Raw genomic sequence first — 22,463 nt, 5'->3', positions numbered from 1 at the left:
CGAAAATCTGAAGGCTCGTCGCCGGTGCAGAACTGGATATTTTTTACAGGGAGTAATGATGCAAGGACGTTTCAAGCAGTGGATGTTGCTGGCCGCTTTCGTGCCGACTTTCGCGATGGCTCAGTCGCTTCAGAACCAGGCGCCGAACCAGGCGGCAGCTCCGGCACCGGCCGCAGCAGCCCCGGTTGATCCGGCCAAGCAAGCCGCGATCAAGGACCTGCTCGACGCGATCGACGCGCAGAAGCTGGTCGGCGCGATCGGCAACAGCGCGCAAATGCAGTCGAAGCAACTCGTCCCGGCAATCCTGTCGGACGCGCTGTCGGAAAACAAGTCGCTGAACGACAAGCAGAAGCAAGCTGCCGTTCCGACGCTGCAAAAGAACGCAGTGCCGAAGCTGGTTGACTCGGCAGGGCAGGTGTTCGCAACTGACAGCTTCCGTCAAGACGCGATGAAAGCTCAGTACGACGCATACGCGAAGTACTACACGACCGATGAAATCAAGGACCTGACCTCGTTCTACAAGAGCACGACGGGCCGCAAGTTCATTCAGGTTCAAGACCAAGTTGGTCGCGACGTGGTCAATGGTTTGATGCAGAAGTACATGCCGCAAGCCATCAAGGCAACGCGCACGCAAGCCGACCAGGAAGTGGCAAGCGTCAAGCCGGGCAAGTAAGCACGGTGGCATAGTCTGGAAGGCTCGCGCATTGGCGGGTTTTCAGGACAGTGCGATAATGGCTGTTTGCGCGCAAGCGCAAGCAGCCATTTCTTTTTTAGGCGCGGACAACGAGCTTTTCGGCTCATCGTTTCAGGCTCCGCGTCTGTCGAACGAGACAAATCGGGATCTCCAGATGCGCGTGTTCAATTTCTCCGCCGGCCCGGCCGCCTTGCCAGAAGAAGTGTTGAAGCAAGCCGCCGATGAAATGCTCGATTGGCAAGGCAGCGGCATGAGCGTGATGGAGATGAGTCACCGCGGCGCGGAGTTCACGTCGATCCATGAAGCGGCGCTGACCGATCTGCGGGAATTGCTCAAGGTGCCGGCGTCGCATCGCATATTGTTTCTGCAGGGCGGTGGCATTGGCGAAAACGCCATCGTGCCGATGAACATGCTCGGTACGAAGAAGACCGCCGATTTCGTCGTCACCGGTTCATGGTCGACCAAGTCGCTCAAGGAAGCGCAGAAGTACTGCACGCCGCATCTCGCGGCGACTGGCAAGACCGAGCAGGGCTTCACGCGCGTGCCTGTGTTGAGCGAGTGGCAGCTTTCGGACGATCCCGCCTACGTGCATCTGTGCACGAACGAAACCATCGACGGCGTCGAGGCCTTCGAAATTCCCGATCTCGGCGACATTCCGCTCGTGGCGGACGCGTCGTCGCACATTCTTTCGCGTCCCATGGACGTCGCCAAGTACGGCGTGCTCTTCGGCGGCGCGCAGAAGAACATCGGCATGGCGGGCGTGACGGTCGTGATCGTGCGCGAGGATCTGCTCGACCGCGCGCTGTCGATCTGCCCGTCCGCGTTCGAGTGGAAGATCGTCGCGGAGAACAATTCGATGTACAACACGCCGCCCACTTACGCGATCTACGTCGCTGGCCTCGTCTTCAAGTGGCTGAAGAAACAGGGCGGCCTGGAAGCCATGGAAGCGCGCAATCTCGAAAAGGCGACGTTGCTTTACGACACCATCGATTCCAGCGATTTCTACGTCAACAAGGTCGACCGGAACGCGCGCTCGCGCATGAACGTGCCGTTCTTCCTCGCCGACGAATCGCGCAATACCGATTTCCTGACCGGCGCCAAGGCGCGCGGTCTGTTGCAACTGAAGGGCCACAAGTCCGTCGGCGGCATGCGGGCATCGATCTACAACGCGGTGCCGGTCGAGGGCGTGAAAGCGCTCGTCGAGTACATGAAGGAATTCGAGCGGACCAGCGCGTAAGCCTCATCGCTCCTTTAACTGCATCTGCCCCAAGCACCGCATGGACGACGATCTCAATTTAAGACTCAAACCGCTGCGTGAACGCATCGACGCGCTCGACGCGCAACTCATCGCGCTTTTGAATCAGCGCGCTTCCGTCGCGCTCGAAGTCGGCGAAGTGAAGAAGCATTTCAACGCGCCCGTGTTTCGGCCGGAGCGCGAACTGCAAGTCATCGCGCGTCTGCAGGAAATGAGCGACGGCCCGCTCGCCGACGCGCACATCGCCGCGATCTGGCGCGAGATCATGGCCGCGAGCCGCGCGCTCGAACAGACTATCCGTTCAGCGTTCCTGGGCCCGGTCGGCACGTATAGCGAACAGGCGATGTTCGAATACTTCGGTCATTCGATCGAGGGCCTCGCGTGTCCGTCCATCGACGAAGTGTTTCGCTCGGTCGAAGCGGGCGCCGCGCAATATGGCGTCGTGCCGGTCGAGAATTCGGCGGAAGGCGCGGTGTCGCGCACGCTGGACTTGCTGCTGGAAACGTCGCTCTTAATTGGCGGCGAACTCGCGCTGCCGATTCACCACAATCTCTTGACCGCGTCCGGCACGCTCGAAGGCGTGAAGCGCGTCTATGCGCATCCGCAAGCGCTCGCGCAGTGCCAGCACTGGCTGACCGCGAACGCGCCGCAGCTCGAACGGCAGGCGGTTTCGAGCAACGCGGAAGCGGCGCGTATCGCGGTGGGCGACCCGGCCGTCGCGGCCATCGCTGGCGACCGCGCGGCCACGCATTACGGCTTGGGCGTCGTTTATTCGCAGATTCAGGACGACCCGCACAATCGCACGCGCTTCGTGATCATCGGTCGCGAACCGACGGGGCCGAGCGGTCACGATCAAACGTCGCTCATCGTGACGGTGACCAATGAATCGGGCGCAATGTTCAAGCTCCTGGAGCCGCTCGCAAAGCACGGCGTTTCCATGACGCGCTTCGAATCGCGGCCCGCGCGCGCCGGCACGTGGGAGTATTACTTCTATATCGATATCGAAGGGCATCGCGACGATGCGTTCGTCGCCGCCGCGCTCGATGAACTCGGACGCAAGGCCGCGTTTCTGAAGATTCTCGGGTCCTATCCGCGCGCGCGTTGACCCGAGTTTTCGCCGGCCGCCGCTCGATTGGGCAGCGGCCGATTTTTCCAGCGTCGAACGGCGCGCACTTATCGATGTTCCGTGGACGCATTCTCTTTCAATAAACTGGTTATTTTCGGCGTCGGCCTGATCGGCGGATCGCTTGCGCGCGCGTTGCGCGAGCGCGCGGGAATCGAAGGCCGCGTGGTCGGCGTCGGACGCTCGCTGCGCTCGGTCGAACGCGCGCTCGAACTCGGCGTGATCGACGAAGCCGTCGCGCTCGACGACGACGCGGCGCTCGCACGCGCGTTGCACGGCGCGGATCTCGTCTTGATCGCGGCGCCCGTCGCGCAGACCGAACCGCTGCTCGCGCGCATCGCGCCCTTGCTCGAAGCGCGGACCATCGTCACGGACGCAGGCAGCACCAAGAGCGACGTCGTCGCGGCGGCGCGCGCGGCGCTCGGCGTAAAGCTTGCGCAGTTCGTGCCCGGGCATCCGATCGCCGGGCGCGAATCGAGCGGCGTCGATGCCGCCTTGCCCGACCTTTACGTGGATCGCAACGTCGTGCTTTGTCCGCTCGCCGAAAACGCGCCGGCCGATGTCGACCGCATCGCCGCGATGTGGCGCGCGACCGGCGCGGCGGTGCATCGCATGAGCGAGACGCAGCATGATCGCGTGTTCGCGTCGGTGAGCCATCTGCCGCACGTGCTCTCGTTCGCGCTCGTCGAGCAGATTTTGCAAGCGCCCGACGCCGAGCTGAAGTTCTCTTTCGCCGCGGGCGGATTTCGCGATTTCACGCGCATCGCGGCATCGAGTCCGGAAATGTGGCGCGACATCTGCGTGGCGAATCGCGCCGCGCTGCTCGCCGAACTCGACGATTACGCCGCCGTGCTCGCACGGTTTCGCGCGGCCATCGATGCGTCGGACGGCGCGGCGCTCGAAGCGGCGTTCGCGCGTTCGCGTGTCGCCAGAAAAGAATGGCAGGAACGCGGCAGCATCAAGACGTCCGGCGATCCCGCCGCGAAATAAGGAAAGACCATGGAACATCTCGATCTCGGACCCTTCTCCCGCGCGTCCGGCACGGTGCGGCTGCCCGGCTCGAAGAGCATCTCGAACCGCGTGCTTTTGCTCGCCGCGCTCGCGAGCGGCGAAACGCAGATCACGAATCTGCTCGATTCCGACGACACACGCGTGATGCTCGCCGCGCTGCAAACGCTCGGCGTTACGCTTCTAAACGACGGCGCACGCGTCATCGTGAACGGCACGGGCGGCGCGTTTCCGTCGAAGAAGGCGGAGCTGTTTCTCGGCAACGCGGGCACGGCGGTGCGGCCGCTCACGGCGGCGCTCGCGGTCAACGGCGGCGAATATCGCGTGCATGGCGTGCCGCGCATGCACGAACGGCCAATCGGCGATCTGGTCGATGGCTTGCGTCAGATCGGCGCGAAAATCGACTACGAGCTCAACGAGGGCTTCCCGCCGCTCAAGATTCATGCGGCGAAAATCGCCATCGACCAACCCATCCGCGTACGCGGCGATGTATCGAGTCAGTTTCTGACCGCGCTTTTGATGAGCCTTCCGGTGATCGAGGGGCGTGACGCGCCGGTGACCATCGAAGTCGAAGGCGAGCTGATTTCGAAGCCGTACATCGACATCACCATCCGGCTGATGGAGCGTTTCGGCGTGCAGGTCGAGCGCGACGGCTGGGCGCGCTTTACCGTGCCGGCCGGCGCGGGCTACCGGTCGCCAGGCGCGATCATGGTCGAAGGCGATGCATCGTCCGCGTCGTATTTCCTGGCGGCGGGCGCGATCGGCGGCGGTCCGGTGCGCGTGGAAGGCGTGGGCCGGGCGAGCATCCAGGGCGATGTCGGGTTCGCCGACGCGCTCGATCGCATGGGCGCGAACGTGATGATGGGCGAAGACTGGATCGAAGTGCGCGGCGTCGAGTCCGACGACGGCAAACTCGCGCCCATCGACATGGACTTCAACCTGATTCCCGACGCGGCGATGACCATTGCCGTCGCCGCGCTCTTTGCCAACGGCACGACCACGCTGCGCAATATCGCTAGCTGGCGCGTGAAGGAAACGGACCGCATCGCCGCGATGGCAACCGAGTTGCGCAAGGTCGGCGCGACGGTGGAAGAGGGCGCGGATTATCTCGTCGTCACGCCACCCGCCGAACTCACGCCGAACGCCGCGATCGATACTTACGACGATCACCGCATGGCCATGTGTTTTTCGCTCGTGAGTCTGAGCGGCGTGCCGGTGCGCATCAACGATCCGAAGTGCGTGAACAAGACGTTCCCCGATTATTTCGATCGCTTCGCGACGCTCGCCCACGCCTGAAAGAGACGCCCAAGACTCAAACGCCAACGAACGCCGCAATATGAAACGCGACCATTTCGACTTCAACGAAAGCAGTAATAACGGGCCAGAAAGGCCGAGAGCAATGAAACCGACCCGTCCATTCGACCCCACACCAGTAATCACCATCGACGGGCCGACCGCTTCGGGCAAGGGCACGGTTGCGGCGCTCGTCGCGGCCACGCTCGGCTTCCACCTGCTCGACAGCGGCGCGCTTTATCGGCTAACGGCCTTGGCAAGCCTGAGCTACGACATCGACACGGACGACGCAGCCGCGCTCGCAAAGCTCATCGGCGCGCTTCACATCACCTTCCGCGAGGGCTGCGCGCAGCTCGACGGCGTGGATGTATCGAGCGAGATTCGCGCCGAGGAAGTCGGCAACCGCGCGTCGGCGATCGCCGTGCATCCGCAAGTGCGGCAGGCGCTCGTCGCGCGGCAGCGGGCGTTCCGCAAGCGTCCGGGCTTGGTCGCCGATGGCCGCGACATGGGCACCGTCATCTTTCCCGATGCCACGTTGAAAGTGTTTCTGACCGCAAGCGTCGAAGCACGCGCGGCACGCCGGCATAAGCAATTGATGCAAAAAGGTTTTTCTGCTAATATGGATGACTTGCTGCGAGATTTGCGTGAGCGCGACGCCCGGGACTCCAACCGGGCCACCGCACCGCTCAAAGCCGCGGCGGACGCGAAGACGCTGGACACCTCCGGTTTGTCGGTCGATCAGACGGTGGAACAAATCATCGGTTGGTACAGCGCGGTTCGTGTATAGCGGTTCGTTTTTAGCGAGTTGTGAAGAACAGTAGTCAGCTGTAGACGCAAGGTGCTCTTCCATGTGGCGGAGCGTGTTTCAACCCCTTAACCCCGCATCGCCTCGCGCACTTATCCGGCCGTATTCCGGCTCTTCGGAAACTTCAAAGGCCATCGCGCAAAAGCCGTGCAAATATCGATTTTTATGTCCGACCTGCAAACCTCTACCCCGAATACCGAATCTTTCGCGGCTCTGTTCGAAGAGTCGCTGACCAAGCAGGACATGCGCGCCGGCGAAGTGATCTCCGCCGAAGTCGTGCGCGTCGACCACAACTTCGTGGTCGTGAACGCTGGTCTCAAGTCCGAAGCCTACATTCCGCTCGAAGAATTCCTGAACGACGCGGGCGAGGTTGAAGTGCAGGCGGGCGACTTCGTTTCCGTCGCAATCGACGCGCTGGAAAACGGCTATGGCGACACCATCCTGTCGCGCGACAAGGCGAAGCGTCTGGCTTCGTGGCTGTCGCTGGAAAAGGCCCTCGACAACAACGAACTCGTGACCGGCACAATCACGGGCAAGGTCAAGGGCGGCATGACCGTGATGGTCAACGGCATCCGCGCATTCCTGCCGGGTTCGCTGGTCGACACGCGTCCGGTCAAGGACACGACGCCGTACGAAGGCAAGACGCTCGAATTCCGCGTCATCAAGCTCGACCGCAAGCGTAACAACGTCGTGCTGTCGCGCCGCGCTGTCATCGAAGCGACGCAAGGCGAAGAGCGCGCAAAGCTGCTCGAAACGCTGAAGGAAGGCGCGATCGTGGAAGGCGTGGTCAAGAACATCACCGACTACGGCGCGTTCGTTGACCTCGGCGGTATCGACGGCCTGCTGCACATCACCGACATCGCATGGCGTCGTGTGCGTCACCCGAGCGAAGTTCTGTCGGTTGGCCAGGAAGTCACCGCCAAGATCCTCAAGTTCGACCAAGAGAAGAACCGCGTTTCGCTCGGCATCAAGCAACTGGGCGACGATCCGTGGGAAGGCATCTCGCGCCGTTACCCGTCGGGCACGCGCCTGTTCGGCAAGGTCACCAACATCACCGACTACGGCGCATTCGTCGAAGTGGAATCGGGCATCGAAGGCCTGGTTCACGTGTCGGAAATGGACTGGACGAACAAGAACGTTGCACCGTCGAAGGTCGTGCAGCTGGGCGACGAAGTCGAAGTCATGGTTCTGGAAATCGACGAAGACCGCCGCCGTATCTCGCTCGGCATGAAGCAATGCAAGCCGAATCCGTGGGATGACTTCAGCCGCAACTTCAAGAAGGGCGACAAGATCAGCGGCGCCATCAAGTCGATCACCGACTTCGGCGTGTTCATCGGTCTGCCGGGCGGCATCGACGGCCTGGTTCACCTCTCCGACTTGTCGTGGAGCGAAACCGGCGAAGAAGCCGTGCGCAAGTACAAGAAGGGCGACGAAGTCGAAGCCGTGGTTCTGGGCATCGACGTGGACAAGGAACGCATTTCGCTCGGCATCAAGCAGCTCGAAGGCGATCCGTTCAACAACTTTGTCGCGATCAACGACAAGGGCGCTATCGTCGACGGTACGGTGAAGTCGGTGGACGCGAAGGGTGCGGTTATCACCCTGACGGCGGACGTCGAAGGTTACCTGCGTGCTTCGGAAATCGCGCAAGATCGCGTGGAAGATGCTCGCAACGTGCTGAAGGAAGGCGACAAGGTCAACGCGATGATCATCAACATCGATCGCAAGTCGCGTGGCATCAACCTGTCGATCAAGGCGAAGGATTCGGCCGAACAGCAGGAAGCCATTCGTGGTCTGCAGACTTCGGACTCGAACGCCGCCGCCACCGGCACGACCAACCTCGGCGCGCTGCTCAAGGCCAAGCTTGACGGCCAGAACAGCTAAGCCTTAACGGTACTGCTGCAGTATGACCAAATCGGAATTGGTCGCCCAGTTGGCGTCGCGATTTCCGCAACTTGTCCTCAAGGATGCGGATTTCGCGGTGAAGACGATGCTCGATGCGATGTCGGAGGCTTTGGCCAACGGTCATCGTATCGAAATTCGCGGCTTCGGCAGCTTCGGGCTCAATCGCCGTCCGTCGCGCGTCGGGCGCAATCCAAAGTCGGGTGAGAAAGTGCTGGTACCGGAGAAATTCGTGCCGCACTTCAAGCCGGGCAAGGAGTTGCGTGAACGCGTGGATGGTCGTGCGGGTGAGCCGCTGAAGGAGTCGAATGACGACGATGCGGACGATCTCTGATCGGCGCCCATCGTCCCCGTGATCAACTTGATCTCAGGTTCGCGGCGTCCGGCCACGAGGCAATCGACCAGAAAAGCACCCTGCGGGGTGCTTTTTTTATTGCCGGCCGAACTTGCGCGGCCTTAAAGCGGCACGTTACGGGTGCGGCATTTGCTCGACCATCGCCTGCTGATCAATTTCAACGATTGGTGATAGCCCTTTCGCGCCCGATGCGTTCCAATTGAGGGTCGGCGCGCCGCAGGTGCTGGCGCGCGAAGGCATCCATTACAATACCGGTCACTTTGACCTGGTTATCATCCGCGCGGGCTTGGCATCATGCCAACCACTGACACGCGCGACCGCTCCTGGAAAACCGTACATGAAATTCATCGTCTGGCTGATCCGTGTCCTGGTATTCGTGCTTCTGCTCGTGCTGGCGCTTGCGAATCGCGACCCCGTCACGCTGAACGCGCCCGGAGGATTTCAATGGCAAGCGCCGTTGATCCTGATCGGCCTTGCATTCTTCCTCGTGGGCTTGCTGGCGGGACTGGTTTCGGCTGTGCCGAAGATGCTGCGTTTGCGCATGGAAAACGGGCGCCTCAAGCGCGAGTTGCGTGTCGCACGCGAGACGCCGGTGGTGAAGGAAGAGCCGCCCATGCCGCCACTCATCTAAAGAAATCATTCGCAACTGTCCCGGCGAGCGCCGTGAGGGTTGTTAAAAAGCAGACACCTAACCGACTCTTCGACAAAAGCGCATGGATCTAGACTTCTGGTGGCTGCTCGTCATTCCCGTTGCCTTCGCTCTCGGCTGGATGGCGTCCCGCTATGACCTGAAAACGCTGCTATCCGAAAATGCGAACCTGCCGCGCTCGTATTTTCGCGGCCTGAATTTCCTGCTCAACGAGCAACACGACAAGGCGATCGACGCGTTCATCGAGGTGGCCAAGCTCGATCCCGAAACCATCGAACTGCACTTTGCGCTCGGCAACCTTTTTCGGCGGCGCGGCGAAACCGATCGCGCGATCCGCGTGCATCAGAACCTCTTGAGCCGTGCCGATCTTCCCGTGGCCGAGCGCGATCACGCGCTCTATGAACTCGGTCAGGACTTTCTGAAGGCTGGGCTGCTCGATCGCGCCGAGGAAACTTTCCGCTCGCTCGAAGCCGGCGAATACTCGCTCGGCGCGCAACGTGCGCTTCTGACCATCTACGAAATCGAAAAAGATTGGCCGAAGTCGATCGCGACCGCCGAGCGCATCGAAAAGATGGGCGCGCCGTCGCTGCATATGGAGATCGCGCATTTCCATTGCGAGCTTGCGCAGGAGGCTTTGCAGCGCAAGAATCCGGAAGGCGCGCGCGACGAGTTGAAGCTCGCGCTGGCGTCGAATCCGGATAACGTGCGCGCGACCATTCTCTCGGGCGATGTCGAAGCCGCCGCCGGCAATGTCGAAACGGCCATCGAAAGCTGGAAGCGCGTGGAGGCGCAGAACGAAGCGTATCTGCCGCTCGTCGCCGAAAAGCTGATGAAGGCGTACAGCACGCTTGGCCGCAAGGAAGAGGGCGTCGATTTGTTGATCGATTACGCGAGCCGTTATCCATCGAACGATTTGCTCGATGTCGCGTACAAGCATGTTCAGGAGTTGCGCGGACTCGACGCGGCGCACGCGCTTGCGAGGAAGCAAATGGAAAGCGCGCCGAACCTCGCGGGCATGACGCGTCTGCTCGAAGCGCAGGAAGCGACCGCCGAGGAGCCGCGCCGCGGCGAGCTCGAACTCATGCGCACGCTCGTCAAACAGCGCACGAAGAATCTGCCGCGCTACACATGTCAGACCTGCGGCTTCCGCGCGCGTCTATTTTATTGGCAATGCCCCGGCTGCAGCGGCTGGGAAACCTACGCGCCGCGCCGCGTGGAGCCGATCACCAGTTCCGCCTGAGGGCGGACGCGCTCGAGAGCGCGAGGCGTCGTCTCCGCCACCGGCATTTCAGGAATCAGTTAAAAGCGTATGAAAATCACCATCGTCGGCACGGGTTACGTCGGTCTGGTTACCGGCGCGTGTCTCGCCGAAATCGGCAATGACGTGTTTTGCGTGGATGTCGATCCGCGCAAGATCGATATTCTCAACAACGGCGGCGTGCCGATCCACGAGCCGGGCTTGCAGGAAATGCTCCGGCGCACGCGCGCGGCGGGTCGTATTCAGTTTTCCACCGACGTGCAGGCAAGTGTCGAGCATGGCGAGATTCAGTTCATCGCGGTCGGCACGCCGCCCGACGAGGATGGTTCCGCCGACTTGCAGTACGTGCTCGCGGCGGCGCGCAATATCGGCCGCTATTCGAACGGCTTCAAGGTGATCGTCGATAAATCCACGGTGCCAGTCGGCACGGCGCTGCAGGTCAGCAACGTGGTCGAAGCCGAACTAAAGGCGCGCGGACTGGAAGGTTCGGACGAACACGGCTTCTCGGTCGTGTCGAATCCGGAGTTCCTCAAGGAAGGCGCCGCCGTGGACGACTTCATGCGGCCGGATCGCATCGTGATCGGTATCGACGACGACGAGAACGGCAAGCTCGCGCGCGAGAAGATGAAGCGGCTCTACGCGCCGTTCAACCGAAATCACGAGCGCACGCTTTACATGGACGTGCATTCCGCCGAGTTCACCAAGTACGCGGCCAACGCCATGCTGGCCACGCGCATCTCTTTCATGAACGACCTGTCGAATCTCGCGGACATGGTCGGCGCGGATATCGAAGCGGTGCGACGCGGGATCGGTTCGGACCCGCGCATCGGCTATCACTTTTTGTATGCGGGCTGCGGCTACGGCGGCTCGTGTTTCCCGAAGGATGTGCAGGCGCTCGTTCAGACCGCGCGTGAGAACGGCCATCGGCTGCGCATTCTCGAAGCGGTCGAGGAAGTCAACGACGCGCAAAAGGAAGTGCTCGTCAACAAGATCGTCAGGCGCATGGGCGAGGATCTGCGCGGGCGCACGTTCGCCGTGTGGGGGCTCGCGTTCAAGCCCAATACCGACGACATGCGCGAGGCGTCGAGCCGGCGCATCGTCGAGGCGCTGCTCGCGCGCGGCGCGACCGTGCGCGCTTACGATCCCGTCGCATTGCAGGAAGCCGAACGCGTACTCGCGCTCGATCTGGCCGAGCGGCCCGACGACATCAGGCGTCTGCACTTCGTGCGCTCGCAGCAGGAAGCGCTGACGGATGCGGATGCGCTCGTCATCGTGACCGAATGGAAGGAGTTCAAGAGCCCGGACTTCGCGCATCTGAAGAGCGCGTTGAAAATGCCGGTGATCTTCGACGGCCGCAATCTGTATGAACCGGAAGCGATGTCCGAGATGGGCATCGATTACTACGCAATAGGACGTCCTCATGTCGCTCTCGACAGTAACGGCAAGCGCAGCTGATTCCGCCGACATTCCGGTGGTGCCGCGCGCGCGCATTTCGGCGGCGCGCGTGCTCGTAGTGGGCGACGTGATGCTCGACCGCTACTGGTTCGGCGACGTGAATCGCATCTCGCCGGAAGCGCCCGTGCCTGTCGTGCACGTGCAGCGCAAGGAAGACCGCTTGGGCGGCGCAGCCAACGTCGCGCGCAATGCGGCGGCGCTCGGCGCGCAGGCTGGCCTCTTGTGTGTGGTCGGGCATGACGAACCGGGCGAGCGCATCGTCGAATTGCTGGGCGAGAGCCGGGTCGCGGGCCATCTCGAACGCGATCCCGAACTGCTGACGACCATCAAGCTGCGCGTGCTGTCGCGGCAGCAGCAACTGCTGCGTGTCGATTTCGAAAACACGCCGAATCACGAAGTGCTGGCCGCGTGCCTCGCGCGCTTCGCGGAACTGCTGCCGCAGCACGACGTCATCCTCATGTCGGACTATGCGAAGGGCGGGCTCACGCACGTCACGCAGATGATCAGCGAAGCGCGGCAAGCAGGCAAGCCGGTTCTGGTCGACCCAAAAGGCGACGACTGGGACCGCTATCGCGGCGCGACACTCATCACGCCGAATCGCGCGGAGTTGCGCGAGGTGATCGGGCAGTGGAAGTCGGAAGAAGATTTGCACGAGCGCGTGAGCAAGCTGCGCGCGGAACTCGACCTGAGCGCGCTCTTGCTCACGCGTTCGGAAGAGGGCATGACACTCTTCACCGAGAACCAGGTGCTGCACACTTCGGCCGAAGCACGCGAAGTGTATGATGTCTCGGGCGCGGGCGACACCGTCATCGCGACCGTCGCGACCATGCTCGGCGCGGGTGTGCCGCTCGTCGATTCCGTGGCTTATGCGAACCGCGCGGCGGGTATCGTGGTTGGCAAGCTCGGCACCGCGACCGTCGATTACAACGAACTCTTCGCCTGACTCTTCGGGCAACTCGGGCAACTCCATCATGACCTTCATCGTTACCGGAGCGGCTGGCTTCATCGGCAGCAATATCGTCAAGGCGCTCAACGAGCGCGGCGAGCATCGCGTGATCGCGGTGGACAACCTCACGCGTGCCGACAAGTTCAAGAATCTCGTCGATTGCGAGATAGACGATTACCTCGACAAGACCGAATTCGTCGAGCGCTTCAGGCGCGGCGACTTCGGTCAGGTGCGCGCGGTGTTCCATGAAGGCGCCTGTTCGGACACGATGGAAACCGACGGCCGCTACATGATGGAGAACAACTTCCGTTACAGCCGCGACGTGATGGATATCTGTCTCGCACAGGGCGCGCAGTTTCTCTACGCGTCCTCGGCTGCGACGTATGGCGGTTCGAGCCGCTTCGTCGAAGAGCGCGAATACGAAAAGCCGCTCAACGTCTACGGTTATTCGAAGCTGCTGTTTGACCAGATCGTGCGTCAGGTGTTGCCGAAGGCGGGCAGCCAGATCGTCGGCTTTCGCTACTTCAATGTCTACGGTCAGCGCGAAACGCATAAGGGGCGCATGGCGTCCGTGGCGTTCCACAATTTCAATCAGTTCCGCTCGGAAGGCAAGGTCAAGCTCTTTGGCGAATACAACGGTTATGCCGCAGGCGAGCAGACGCGCGATTTCGTCTCCGTCGAAGACGTGGTCAAGGTGAATCTGTACTTTCTCGATCATCCGGAGAAGTCGGGCATCTTCAATCTCGGCACGGGCCGCGCGCAGCCGTTCAACGACATCGCCTCGACGGTCGTCAACTCGTTGCGCGCACTGAATGGCGAGGCCGCGCTCTCGCTGGCGGAGCTCGTGCAGCGCGGCTTGATCGAATACGTGCCGTTCCCGGATGCGCTGCGCGGCAAGTATCAATGCTTCACGCAGGCGGACCAGTCGCATCTGCGCGCGGCCGGTTACGACGCGCCGTTTCTGACGGTGCAAGAGGGTGTCGATCGCTACGTGCGTTGGCTATTCGGCCAGCTATAAAGGCAATCGAAGTCTCTCTACACTGGGTCTCGCGGTCGGCACTGTTCGCCGGCCGGTTCTTCTGGAGACTCAGTCATGTTCAAGCAAGCATTCTCAACGATCGTCGCGCTCGCGCTCACCTTTTCCATCGGTTCCGCGCTCGCGGCGGTCGATGTCAACACCGCCAACGCCGACGCCCTGCGCGGCATCAAGGGCATCGGCCCGGCCAAGGCGAAAGCCATCCTCGATGAACGTCAGGCGCACGGCCCCTTCAAGGACGCGTCCGATCTCGGCTCGCGCGTGAAGGGCATGGGCGGCAAGACCGTATCGCGCCTGGAGGCCGAAGGACTGAGCATTGGCGCGGCGCCGAAAGCGGCAGCGCCCAATTCCGTGAACGCGACGCCGGTCTCGGCATCGACGGCGGCGAAGCCCGTGGTCGCCAAGAAATAGCCGGCGGCTCTTTCCTCGCATCAAAAAAGCTCCTTCAGCCTCGGATGGTTTGGGCTCCCCGCGGTCTGTCTCGTCGCGGGGTTTTTGCATGAACGCCGATGCGCCCGGCATTCCATCCGTGCAAGAGGGGTGAAGAACATGGAAAGGACCGCTGGGCTACAATCGACGGATTCCCATACCAAATCCCCACGAAGATCGCACGCGGTGTGACCTTTTCGGCGGGATATGAATCCGGTCCGCTTATGGCTTACATGACTATCGAAGACACGATCGGCAACACGCCGCTCGTGCAACTCGTCCGCGTCGTGGACGATGAAATCCGCAGCCGCAACAACGTCGTTCTCGGCAAGCTGGAAGGCAATAACCCGGCGGGATCGGTGAAAGACCGTCCGGCACTGTCGATGATCAGGAAAGCTGAGGAACGCGGCCGCATCAAGCCGGGCGACACGCTGATCGAATCGACGAGCGGCAACACCGGTATCGCGCTTGCCATGGCTGCGGCAGTGCGCGGCTACAAGATGGTGCTGATCATGCCGGAGGACTTGTCCATCGAGCGCCGGCAGAGCATGGGCGCGTATGGCGCGCAGATCATCCTCACGCCGGTCACGGGCGGCATGGAATACGCACGCGATTTGGCCGACCAGATGCAGCGCGATGGCCGCGGCATCATCCTCGATCAATTCGCCAATCCGGACAATCCGCTCGCGCACTACGAAACCACCGGGCCGGAACTGTGGAAGCAGACGGAAGGACGCATCACGCACTTCGTCTCGTCGATGGGCACCACGGGCACGATCATGGGCGTGTCGCAGTTTCTGAAAGAGAAGAACGAGCAGATCGAGATCGTCGGAGCGCAGCCGGAGGAAGGCTCGCGCATTCCGGGCATCCGCAAATGGCCGGAAGCGTATCTGCCGAAAATTTTCGATCGTAGCCGCGTGGATCGCGTCGAGAACGTGAGTCAGGCAGCGTCGGAAGCGATGGCGCGCCGGCTGGCATCGGTCGAAGGCATCTTCGCGGGCATTTCGTCGGGCGGCGCGTGCGAAGTCGCGCTGCGCGTGGCGCGTCAGGTCGAGAACGCGACCATCGTGTTCGTGGTGTGCGATCGCGGCGACCGCTATTTGTCTACAGGCGTGTTTCCCGCGTGAGTCCTTCCGCGGCCGCAATGAAAAAACCCCGGCGCGTCGGGGTTTTTGCTTGGTGCCAGAGAAGCCCTTACTGCGCGCCTGTTGCCATGCGCGCCTTCACGGCCTCGCCAAGCTGATACACCGCGAGCGCATAAAAGAAGCTGCGGTTATAGCGCGTCAATGCATAGAAGTTCCTGAGCCCGAGCGTGTATTCGGTGGCGCGGCCCGGCGTGGGCAAATCGACGACCGTAAGCGGCGTGCCGGCTTCGGCATCGACATTAAGGCCCGGCTGGTCGATTATCATGCCCGCTTTCGTCAGTTGCGCGAGCGACCAGCGCGGCTCCGGCTGACCGTTCGCGGCCGCTTCCGCGATACCCTGACTGCCGACATCGCCCGCGATTTTCCACACCACCGGGCGCCCGGGTTCCCAACCGTTCTGCTTCAGATAATTCGCGACACTGCCGATGGCATCCGCCGGACTCGTGCGCAGATCGATACGGCTGTTGCCGTCGTAATCCACTGCGTATTGCACGATGCTGCTTGGCAGAAACTGCGGAATGCCGATCGCGCCCGTGTACGAGCCGAGCACGGTGGTCGGGTCGATTTGCGCGTCGCGCGTCCAGACCAGCAGGTCTTCGAGATTCTTGCGGAAGGTCGCCTGACGGTCCACGCGATTCGGCACATTGGGGTAGTCGAACGTGAGCGTGGTCAGCGCGTCGAGCGCGCGGAAGTTGCCCATGTATTTGCCGTAGATCGTCTCCACGCCGATGATCCCGACGATCACTTCCGGCGGCACTCCGAACTGCTCGGAGGCGCGCTGCAGCGTCGCCTGATTCGCGCGCCAGAATTTCACGCCTGCGTTGATGCGCACCGGCTCGATGAAGCGCGCCTGATACGCGCGCCAGTTCTTGGCGGACGGCGTGGGCGAAGGCAGCACTAGCTTGACTGCCGTCGCCGAATAACTGACGTGATTGAAGAGGTCGTGCAGCGCGGCGGAGTCGAAATCGTAGCGCGCGACCATGTCGTTGATGAACGCATCGACATTCGGGTTATTCGCGTAGCGCTGCGGAACGATCTCTTCCTCGAAATCCTGTCCTTGCGGCGTTGCGGTTTGCGGTTGCTGCGACTGCGCCCACGCGCTGTTGCCGCCAAACGTGGCGATCGCGCAAACGAACGAGGCGAGAAGGGCGCGCTTGAGCGAGACAGGAGAGACGAACGGGGCGAACTGAAAAGTCATAGTCTGCGTGGTTGTGCGATAAGGGGCGTAGCCGGATGTTCGAACGGTCAGACGCCTGCTGAACGGTGCAACGATCCGCAACGTTTCTCAACGGAACGCAGCGGCCGGCGACATGCCGTGCACGCATGCAAGGCTGCCTTCGGCTCGGGGCAGTATAACCGACGCATGGAGCCCGGACTGCCGTGGAGAGCGAGAAGGCGGCCGTTTCGAACGGTGTGGTAACTTAACGTCAAATGCGCGGTGCGGGATACGCGTATGACGAAAAAACACGAGACGAGAGCCGACCCCGACGGCACTGCGAGACATCATGGCCACCGGCTTTTACTCCCACCCCGACTGCCTCAAGCATGACAACGGCGAGTGGCATCCCGAATGCCCGGCGCGTTTGCAGGCGATTGAAGATCAACTGATCGCAAGCCGCATCGACATGCTCGTCGAGCGCGAGGAAGCGCCGCTCGCCGGCGAAACCGACCTAGCGCGCGTGCACACGCAGTCGCATATCGATTACATCAAGAGCCGCACACCCGAGCATGGCAGAAGCGAACTCGACCCGGATACGTCGATGTGTCCGCAGTCGTATCGCGCGGCCTTGCGTGCGGCGGGCGCGGCGATCGCGGCGACCGATGCCGTCATCGAAGGCCGATACGAAAACGCGTTTTGCAGCGTGCGTCCGCCGGGTCATCATGCCGAGCCCGCGCGCGCGATGGGCTTTTGTCTCTTCAATAACGTGGCCATCGCGGCGCGGCACGCGCTCGAAGTGCACGGTCTGCAGCGCGTCGCCGTGATCGATTTCGACGTGCATCACGGCAACGGCACCGAAGCTGCGTTCACGGGCGACTCGCGCGTCATGATGTGCAGCTTCTTCCAGCATCCGTTCTATCCGTTCACGGGCGCGGACAATCACGCGTCGAACATGGTCAACGTGCCGCTGCCCGCGCGCACCAAGGGCATGGCAGTACGCGAAGTGGTCGACCTGATGTGGCTGCCGCGCCTCGAGGAATTCAAGCCGCAGATGCTGTTCGTCTCGGCGGGCTTCGATGCGCACCGCGAAGACGATCTCGGCAACATGGGACTCGTCGAGGACGATTACGCGTGGATCACCGAAAAGATTCGCGCGGTGGCCGAGCGTCATGCACAAGGGCGCATCGTCAGTTGTCTCGAAGGCGGCTACAACCTCTCGGCGCTCGGGCGCAGCGTCGTCGCGCATCTGCGAGCGCTGGCCGAAATCTAGCCTGTCACGGATGCGTGCGCGCATAGTCGGCGCGCACGAGCGTCCAGTCGATGAGCGCGCGAATCACGCGATCGCGGTCCAGGTCGTTGAGCGTCTCGTGATAGCTGCCGTCGACCATTTCGAGCGTGCTGTCGGTCGAGCCCGCGTTGGCTTCGAATTCACGGCTGCCGGCCGGATCGCAGATGACATCCGCCGTGCCATGAAACACCAGAAGCGGCAACTTGATGAGATCGCGCTTTGCCGCGATGCGCTCCATCGCCGCGAGAATCTGCGCGCCCGTGCGAGCCGGAACCGGACCGTGATGCACGAGCGGATCGCGCCGGTTCGCCTCGACGACGCCGGGCGCGCGCGAGAGCAGCGCGGGATCGATCGAGAACGCGGGCCAGCGCGGCATCAGCGTGCCGACGATGCGGTTGAGCGTCGTCTTCCAGCGCGGCGTGCCGCTGCCAATGCGCAATGCCGGGCTCGACAAAATCAATCCAGCCAACTTCTTCTCGCTCCCGCGTTCGGCGGCATGGAGCGCGGCAATCGCGCCGCCCATGCTGTGGCCCATCAGAAAGAGCGGCGTGTCCGCGGGCGGTGTCGTGGCGCAGGCTTCGAGAAGCACTTCGGCATCGAGCAGATAGTCGGTGAAGACGCGCACCCACGCACGCTCGCCCGACGACTTGCCGTGACCCCGCAGATCGATTGCGAACAGTTCGATGCCCGCCGCGTTGAGCACTAGCGCCAGCGCGTCGTAGCGGCCGGCGTGTTCGGCAAGGCCATGCACGAGCGCGATGCGCGCTGTCGGCTCCAGTGGAGGCTTCGGCTGCCAGCGGTGCAGAAAGAGTTCGACGCCCTGGCGTGTGGTGACGGTGCTGGTGGAGTAGACGTTGGTTGGCATGCGGTGAGCTTCGAAGTGATCGGCTGCGGCCAGGCATCAAGCAAATTCGATTCAGTAATTAAATCATCGAAATTCATTATTAAACAGAATGTTGATGCTCCGGTAAAATCCTGCGGCTGAACAGCAACGAAGTTAGGGCTGAACAGCAACGAAGTTAGAACGAGCGGCGGCTGGCTGCGCGGACGCTACAGTGTCCGCGAAAGCCTCCCGCCGTTTGTATTTTCCGGACCACGCATGAATCACGTCCTGGTCGAATGATCGAAATCCGCAATCTCTCACAGCGTTTCGCGAGCCCACGAGGCTGGGTCGAAGCGCTACACAACGTCAATCTGACGATTCCCGCCGGCGAAGTGTTCGGCATCATCGGGCGCAGCGGCGCCGGTAAGAGCACGCTGGTGCGCACCATCAACCTGCTGACGCGACCGAGCGAAGGCAGCGTCGTGGTCGATGGCCGCGATCTCATGACGCTCGGCAAGCACGACTTGCGCGCCGCGCGCCGTGACATCGGCATGATCTTTCAGCATTTCAACCTGCTGTCGTCGCGCACGGTGTTCGACAACGTGGCGCTGCCGCTCGAACTCGCGGGCAACAAGCGCGCGGAGATCGAGGCCGTGGTGTTGCCGCTGCTCGAACTCGTCGGCCTCACCACGCACAAGGACAAATATCCCGCGCAAATCAGCGGCGGGCAGAAGCAGCGCGTGGGCATCGCGCGCGCGCTTGCGAGCAAGCCAAAAGTGCTGCTCTCCGATGAAGCCACCTCCGCGCTCGATCCCGAAACCACGCGTTCCATTCTCGACCTGCTGCGCAAAATCAATCGCGAGCTCGGGCTCACGATCGTGCTCATCACGCATCAGATGGACGTCATCAAGCAAGTGTGCGATCGCGTCGCCGTGCTCGATGCCGGGCGCGTGGTCGAAGAGGGCAAGGTGGTCGATGTCTTCATGCAACCGCATCACGAAGTCACGCGCGCGCTGATCGGCGATGTCATCGCGCACGAGTTGCCGCCCGCGCTCAAGGTGCGCGTGGCCGAGCGTCTCAAGACCGGCAGCGGCCATTTGCTGCGGCTCGCGTTCACGGGCTCGGGCGTCGATCAGCCCATTCTCTCCGAGACCATCCGCCGCTATGAGCTCGACTTCAATATCCTGCATGGCCAGATCGACGAGATTCAGGGCCAGGCGTTCGGCTCGCTCGCGGTGCTCGCGGGCGGTCAGCCGGTGAAGGTCGCCGAGGCGATTACTTATTTGCGCTCGCAAGGCGTCGTGGTGGAGGAGCTTTCCCATGTTGAGTGAAATGTTCGACATGTTCGTGCAGTCGTTCTGGGAGACGCTGATCATGGTCGGCATCTCCGGGCTGATCGGCGCGGCGCTTGGGCTTCCGCTCGGCGTGCTCCTGTATCTGACGGATCGCGACGGCGTGCTGCCCAACCTCGCCGTGAATCGCGTGCTCGGCGGCATCGTCAATGCCGTGCGCTCGACGCCGTTCATCATTCTGCTCGTCGCGGTCATTCCCTTTACGCGGCTCGTCGTGGGCTCGTCCATCGGTACGGCGGCGGCTGTCGTGCCGCTGACCATCGCGGCCGCGCCGTTCATCGCGCGGCTCGTCGAAACCGCGTTGCGCGAGGTGGATCGCGGGCTCATCGAAGCCGCTCAGGCCATGGGCGCGACCACGCGACAGATCGTCTTCAAGGTGCTGCTGCCGGAATCGTTGCCGGGCGTGGTGGCGGGGCTGACCATCACGTTCGTTTCGCTTGTCGGTTATTCGGCGATGGCCGGTGCAATCGGCGGCGGCGGGCTGGGCGACCTCGGCATCCGCTACGGTTATCAGCGCTTCTTGCCCGAAGTGATGCTCACGGTGGTCATCATCCTCATCGTGTTCGTGCAGCTCGTTCAGTCGTTCGGCGACTGGCTCGTGCGCCGTCTCAGTCACAAGTGAAGTTCGCATCAACCTCATAACGAAAGGTCAGTTCATGCAACGTCGATTCATTCTGAAGTTCGCCGCCGCGTTGTCCGCGGTCATGCTGGTCAGCGGCGTCGCGCATGCCGAAGACGCGATCAAGGTCGGTGTGACGGGCGGGCCGCACGCGCAGATCATGGATGTCGTGAAGCAGGTCGCGGCGAAGAACGGCCTGAAGATCACGGTCATCGAGTTCTCGGACTATGTGCAGCCGAACGCCGCATTGTCCGCGGGCGACCTCGACGCGAACAGCTATCAGCACTTGCCGTATCTCGATGCACAGGTGAAGGATCGCGGCTACAAGCTCATCAAGGTCGCCGACACGGTGACGTTCCCCATGGGCATCTACTCGAAGAAGATCAAGTCGCTTGGCGAGTTGCAGAACGGCGCGCGCGTTGCGGTTCCGAACGATCCTACCAACGGCGGCCGCGCATTGCTGCTGCTGCAAAAGCAAGGCTTACTCAAGCTACGCGCCGATGCCGGATTGAAGGCGACGCCCATCGATATCGTCGAAAATCCGAAGAAGCTGAAGATCGTCGAACTCGATGCCGCGCAGATTCCGCGCTCGCTCGCCGACGTGGACGCCGCCGCGATCAACACGAACTTCGCGATGGAAGCGGGTCTCAAGCCGAACGCGGATGCCATCGCGATCGAAGATCCGCATGGTCCGTACGCCAACATCATCGCCATTCGCGCGGTGGACAAGGACAAGCCTTGGGTTGCGAAGCTGGTGGCCGCGTATCACTCGCCGGAAGTGAAGCAGTTCATCGCCGGCAAATACTCGGGCGCGGTGATTGCCGCTTGGTAACCCAGCGAAAAGCGGGCTGCGGGTTTTTTGGGATAGTGAATAGAACGGTCGTTCGATATTATTCGGCGTATGCCGATCGCGCGTCGCCTCGCCCACCCGTTTCGGCGGGGGAAGCGCACACGCAGCGCTCGTATAATGTGAGGCTGGGTTGACTCAATCGATCGCCGAATCCGCAAGGAATCGGAAGAACAAGCTTCCTCCGCCAGCGCGGAGAGACCCTTTTGGAGCGTGTGGATGAAAATTCTGGTGCCAGTCAAGCGCGTGGTCGACTACAACGTGAAGGTCCGGGTGAAGTCGGACAACACGGGTGTCGATATCGCCAACGTGAAGATGTCCATGAACCCGTTCGACGAGATCGCCGTGGAAGAGGCGGTGCGTCTGAAAGAAGCGGGCGTGGCAACCGAAGTGATCGCCGTGTCGTGCGGCGTCACGCAATGCCAGGAAACGCTGCGCACGGCGCTTGCAATCGGCGCGGATCGCGCCATTCTCGTCGAGTCCGCGGATGAGTTGCAGCCGCTTGCCGTCGCCAAACTGCTCAAGGCATTGGTCGATCAGGAAAAGCCCGAACTCGTCATCCTCGGCAAACAAGCAATCGACGACGACTCGAACCAGACCGGACAGATGCTCGCCGCGCTGGCAGGCTTGCCGCAAGCGACGTTTGCATCGAAGGTCGTCGTGGCCGACGGCAAAGCCACCGTGTCGCGCGAAGTCGACGGCGGCGCGGAAACGCTGTCGTTGACGCTGCCCGCTGTCATCACCACCGACCTGCGCTTGAACGAGCCGCGTTATGTGACGCTGCCCAACATCATGAAGGCGAAGAAGAAGCCGCTGACGGTCGTGAAGCCGGCCGACCTCGGCGTGGATGTCGCGCCGCGACTGAAGACGCTGAAGGTCGTCGAGCCGCCCAAGCGTTCGGCGGGTGTGGTGGTGCCCGATGTCAAGACGCTGGTCGGGAAGTTGCAGAACGAAGCGAAGGTGATCTGATGACGATTCTGGTAATTGCGGAACACGACAACGCGTCCATCAAGGCCGCGACGTTG

The 22,463-nt window shown here is 62.2% G+C and carries 22 protein-coding genes; 20 read left to right on the top strand and 2 right to left on the bottom strand.

The window, feature by feature from the left end; all coding sequences use genetic code 11:
* Positions 1-58: 58 nt before the first annotated feature.
* From NCT04_RS10785 to cysM, 15 genes are all read left to right on the top strand, one after another.
* Positions 59-673, top strand: a complete 615-nt coding sequence (locus NCT04_RS10785) for a DUF2059 domain-containing protein (protein ID WP_244828095.1) — start codon at positions 59-61, stop codon at positions 671-673.
* 175 nt (positions 674-848) lie between these two features.
* Positions 849-1,931 carry a 3-phosphoserine/phosphohydroxythreonine transaminase gene (gene serC / locus NCT04_RS10780; RefSeq protein ID WP_250465323.1) on the top strand — a complete coding sequence of 361 codons (1,083 nt, stop codon included), beginning with the start codon at positions 849-851 and terminating at the stop codon, positions 1,929-1,931.
* Positions 1,932-1,971: 40 nt separating this feature from the next.
* On the top strand, positions 1,972-3,054 hold the full coding sequence (gene pheA / locus NCT04_RS10775) for a prephenate dehydratase (protein WP_250465322.1): 1,083 nt from the start codon (positions 1,972-1,974) through the stop codon (positions 3,052-3,054).
* A gap of 81 nt (positions 3,055-3,135) precedes the next feature.
* Entirely contained in the window at positions 3,136-4,062 is a 927-nt protein-coding gene (locus NCT04_RS10770) for a prephenate dehydrogenase (protein WP_250465321.1), read from the top strand.
* A gap of 9 nt (positions 4,063-4,071) precedes the next feature.
* Positions 4,072-5,376 carry a 3-phosphoshikimate 1-carboxyvinyltransferase gene (gene aroA, locus NCT04_RS10765; protein ID WP_250465320.1) on the top strand — a complete coding sequence of 435 codons (1,305 nt, stop codon included), beginning with the start codon at positions 4,072-4,074 and terminating at the stop codon, positions 5,374-5,376.
* A 103-nt stretch (positions 5,377-5,479) separates the two neighbouring features.
* Positions 5,480-6,160: a (d)CMP kinase gene (gene cmk / locus NCT04_RS10760; RefSeq protein ID WP_244825918.1), complete on the top strand. Its 681-nt coding sequence runs from the start codon at positions 5,480-5,482 to the stop codon at positions 6,158-6,160.
* A gap of 165 nt (positions 6,161-6,325) precedes the next feature.
* Positions 6,326-8,059 carry a 30S ribosomal protein S1 gene (gene rpsA, locus NCT04_RS10755; RefSeq protein ID WP_244825917.1) on the top strand — a complete coding sequence of 578 codons (1,734 nt, stop codon included), beginning with the start codon at positions 6,326-6,328 and terminating at the stop codon, positions 8,057-8,059.
* Positions 8,060-8,081: 22 nt separating this feature from the next.
* Complete coding sequence (locus NCT04_RS10750) at positions 8,082-8,411, top strand: integration host factor subunit beta (RefSeq protein ID WP_244825916.1); 330 nt, start codon at positions 8,082-8,084, stop codon at positions 8,409-8,411.
* Between the two features lie 358 nt (positions 8,412-8,769).
* Positions 8,770-9,063, top strand: coding sequence for a LapA family protein (locus tag NCT04_RS10745; protein ID WP_244825914.1), 294 nt, complete (start codon positions 8,770-8,772; stop codon positions 9,061-9,063).
* 82 nt (positions 9,064-9,145) lie between these two features.
* On the top strand, positions 9,146-10,321 hold the full coding sequence (gene lapB / locus NCT04_RS10740; protein WP_244825912.1) for a lipopolysaccharide assembly protein LapB: 1,176 nt from the start codon (positions 9,146-9,148) through the stop codon (positions 10,319-10,321).
* A 69-nt stretch (positions 10,322-10,390) separates the two neighbouring features.
* Positions 10,391-11,794 carry a UDP-glucose dehydrogenase family protein gene (locus NCT04_RS10735; RefSeq protein ID WP_250465319.1) on the top strand — a complete coding sequence of 468 codons (1,404 nt, stop codon included), beginning with the start codon at positions 10,391-10,393 and terminating at the stop codon, positions 11,792-11,794.
* Positions 11,760-12,737, top strand: coding sequence for a D-glycero-beta-D-manno-heptose-7-phosphate kinase (gene rfaE1, locus NCT04_RS10730; protein WP_244825909.1), 978 nt, complete (start codon positions 11,760-11,762; stop codon positions 12,735-12,737). The genes NCT04_RS10735 and rfaE1 overlap by 35 nt, the downstream gene beginning before the upstream one ends.
* Before the next feature lie 28 nt (positions 12,738-12,765).
* The gene (rfaD, locus tag NCT04_RS10725) at positions 12,766-13,758 is read left to right on the top strand and encodes an ADP-glyceromanno-heptose 6-epimerase (protein WP_250465318.1); all 993 of its coding nucleotides are present in this window, start codon (positions 12,766-12,768) and stop codon (positions 13,756-13,758) included.
* A gap of 75 nt (positions 13,759-13,833) precedes the next feature.
* Positions 13,834-14,187, top strand: a complete 354-nt coding sequence (locus NCT04_RS10720) for a ComEA family DNA-binding protein (protein WP_250465317.1) — start codon at positions 13,834-13,836, stop codon at positions 14,185-14,187.
* Between the two features lie 242 nt (positions 14,188-14,429).
* Positions 14,430-15,332 (top strand): cysteine synthase CysM, encoded by a 903-nt coding sequence (gene cysM / locus NCT04_RS10715; protein WP_250465316.1) that lies wholly within the window; start codon positions 14,430-14,432, stop codon positions 15,330-15,332.
* Between the two features lie 67 nt (positions 15,333-15,399).
* Here cysM and mltB read toward each other — a convergent pair whose 3' ends face one another.
* Positions 15,400-16,548 (bottom strand): lytic murein transglycosylase B, encoded by a 1,149-nt coding sequence (mltB, locus tag NCT04_RS10710; RefSeq protein WP_244825905.1) that lies wholly within the window; start codon positions 16,546-16,548, stop codon positions 15,400-15,402.
* 307 nt (positions 16,549-16,855) lie between these two features.
* Here mltB and NCT04_RS10705 point away from each other — a divergent pair, with 307 nt between their 5' ends.
* A complete protein-coding gene (locus tag NCT04_RS10705) occupies positions 16,856-17,779 on the top strand; it encodes a histone deacetylase family protein (RefSeq protein ID WP_250465315.1) in 924 nt (307 codons plus the stop codon).
* 4 nt (positions 17,780-17,783) lie between these two features.
* Here NCT04_RS10705 and NCT04_RS10700 read toward each other — a convergent pair whose 3' ends face one another.
* Complete coding sequence (locus NCT04_RS10700) at positions 17,784-18,662, bottom strand: alpha/beta hydrolase (RefSeq protein ID WP_250465314.1); 879 nt, start codon at positions 18,660-18,662, stop codon at positions 17,784-17,786.
* 254 nt (positions 18,663-18,916) lie between these two features.
* On the opposite strand from NCT04_RS10700, the gene NCT04_RS10695 reads away from it, so the two are divergent.
* From NCT04_RS10695 to NCT04_RS10680, 4 genes are all read left to right on the top strand, one after another.
* Complete coding sequence (locus tag NCT04_RS10695; protein WP_250465313.1) at positions 18,917-19,951, top strand: methionine ABC transporter ATP-binding protein; 1,035 nt, start codon at positions 18,917-18,919, stop codon at positions 19,949-19,951.
* On the top strand, positions 19,941-20,594 hold the full coding sequence (locus NCT04_RS10690; protein WP_244825900.1) for a methionine ABC transporter permease: 654 nt from the start codon (positions 19,941-19,943) through the stop codon (positions 20,592-20,594). The genes NCT04_RS10695 and NCT04_RS10690 overlap by 11 nt, the downstream gene beginning before the upstream one ends.
* A 34-nt stretch (positions 20,595-20,628) precedes the next feature.
* Positions 20,629-21,423, top strand: a complete 795-nt coding sequence (locus tag NCT04_RS10685; RefSeq protein ID WP_250465312.1) for a MetQ/NlpA family ABC transporter substrate-binding protein — start codon at positions 20,629-20,631, stop codon at positions 21,421-21,423.
* Positions 21,424-21,657: 234 nt separating this feature from the next.
* The gene (locus NCT04_RS10680) at positions 21,658-22,407 is read left to right on the top strand and encodes an electron transfer flavoprotein subunit beta/FixA family protein (RefSeq protein WP_250465311.1); all 750 of its coding nucleotides are present in this window, start codon (positions 21,658-21,660) and stop codon (positions 22,405-22,407) included.
* Positions 22,408-22,463: the final 56 nt, after the last annotated feature.

Source organism: Caballeronia sp. GAFFF2 (assembly GCF_023631485.1).
Taxonomy (GTDB): Bacteria; Pseudomonadota; Gammaproteobacteria; order Burkholderiales; family Burkholderiaceae; genus Caballeronia.
The sequence above is the reverse complement of the archived record's forward strand: the minus strand, read 5'-3'. Positions and strand labels throughout refer to the sequence as shown.